The organism is Mesorhizobium sp. M7A.F.Ca.CA.002.09.1.1 (assembly GCF_003998555.1).
GTDB lineage: Bacteria > Pseudomonadota > Alphaproteobacteria > Rhizobiales > Rhizobiaceae > Mesorhizobium > Mesorhizobium ciceri.
The window spans coordinates 1-1,850 of record NZ_RZRR01001007.1 but is presented as its reverse complement, the minus strand read 5'-3'; the positions used below and the strand labels follow the sequence as shown (position 1 = coordinate 1,850).

At 64.9% G+C, this 1,850-nt stretch carries 2 protein-coding genes; both read left to right on the top strand.

What is annotated here, in order from left to right; all coding sequences use genetic code 11:
- A partial coding sequence (locus EN994_RS29550; protein WP_164746327.1) for an FtsW/RodA/SpoVE family cell cycle protein occupies nucleotides 1-943 on the top strand: 943 nt, incomplete at its 5' end.
- A 1-nt stretch (nucleotide 944) separates the two neighbouring features.
- The coding region (locus EN994_RS29545; RefSeq protein WP_164746326.1) for a UDP-N-acetylglucosamine--N-acetylmuramyl-(pentapeptide) pyrophosphoryl-undecaprenol N-acetylglucosamine transferase at nucleotides 945-1,850 on the top strand (906 nt) is incomplete at its 3' end.

Sequence of the window (1,850 nt, the reverse complement as noted above, 5' to 3'; positions counted from 1 at the left end):
GGCTGTGTCGTTCCTCGATTCCAGGCAGATCCGGCGCATGGCGCTGATCATGCTGTGCCTGATGCTGGTGCTGATGGTGGCGGTGCTCTACATCGGCGTCGAGGTGAAGGGCGCACGCCGCTGGGTGTCGCTTGCCGGCCTGTCGATCCAGCCGTCGGAATTTTTGAAACCAGCCTTCGTCATCATGTGCGCCTGGCTTTTCGCTGAGCACAAGCGCCAGCCCGACATTCCCGGCAATCTGTTCGCCATGTTGCTGCTGGTACTGGTCGTGTCGCTGCTGGTGGCGCAACCGGATCTCGGCCAGACCATGCTGACGACCGGCACCTGGGGCATCATGTTTTTCATGGCCGGGCTGCCCTGGCTGTGGATCGTTGCGCTGGGTGCCGCCGGCGTCGGCGGCGTTTTCGCCGCCTATACGGTGTTCCCGCACGTTGCCTTGCGCATCGACAAGTTTCTTACCGGCGAAGGCGACACATTCCAGGTCGATATGGGACGCGACGCGCTGATCAATGGCGGCTGGTTTGGCGTCGGACCAGGTGAGGGCACAGTCAAGCGCGTTATTCCCGACAGCCATGCCGACTTCGTCTTCTCGGTCGCAGGCGAAGAGTTCGGACTGATCATGTGCTTCTTCATCATGTCGATATTCGCCTTCATCGTGCTGCGCGGCCTCAACACGGCGCTGAAGGAGCATGACGATTTCACCCGCTATGCGGTCGGCGGCCTCGTCACCGTCTTCGGCCTGCAGGCGGTCATCAACATGTGCGTCAACCTCCAGCTTGTGCCGGCCAAGGGCATGACGCTGCCGTTCATCTCTTATGGCGGCTCTTCGCAGATCGCCATCGCCATCTCGATGGGGATGGTGCTGGCGCTGACACGCAAGCGGCCGGAAAAGCGCAAGCAGATGGGCTTTGGCCTGTCGCAACGCGCCGTGCCGGCGGAGTGATATGGCCAGAGGCGTCATCCTTCTCGCGGCAGGCGGCACCGGTGGGCATCTTTTCCCGGCCGAGGCGCTGGCGCATGAGCTGAACGAGCGCGGCTGGTCGGTGCACCTGGCAACCGACGACCGTGCCGAGCGTTTCGCCGGCCATTTTCCGGCCGCTGCCGTCCACCCGATCCAGTCGGCGACGATGGGCTCGAAAAATCCTTTTGCCCTGCTTGGTGCCTTCTGGAAAATCTGGCGCGGCGTGCGCCAGGCTTCTGCCGTCATCGCCAGGATCAAGCCGGATGCCGTCGTCGGCTTCGGCGGCTATCCAACCTTGCCGCCGCTCTACGCGGCGACACGGCGCAAGGTACCGACCCTGATCCATGAGCAGAACGCGGTGATGGGGCGCGCCAACCGGGCGCTGGCCGGCCGTGTCGACGCGATCGCCGGCGGCTTCCTGCCGCAGGACAGCAGTGCAGCCGGGGTCAAGACGGTGACGACAGGCAATCCGGTCCGGCCTGCGGTGCTGGAAGCGGCCAAGACTGCCTATGCGGCATCTGCCGGGGATCAACCGTTCCGCCTGCTGGTTTTTGGCGGCAGCCAGGGCGCCCAATTCTTTTCCGATGCCGTGCCGGGAGCCATTGCGCTGCTTTCCGACGCCCAGCGCAAACGGCTGGTCATTACCCAACAAGCGCGCGCCGATGACGTGGCGCGGGTCAAGGCGGTCTATGCCACCCTTGGCGTCGCCGTCGAGGTCTCGCCCTTCTTCACCGACATGGCGGCACGCATGGCGGCCGCTCATCTGGTGATCTCGCGTTCCGGCGCCTCGACCGTCTCGGAGATCGCCGTCATCGGCCGGCCGGCGCTGCTGGTGCCTTACCCCCATGCGCTCGATCACGATCAGGCGGCGAACGCGGCGGCCCTTGCC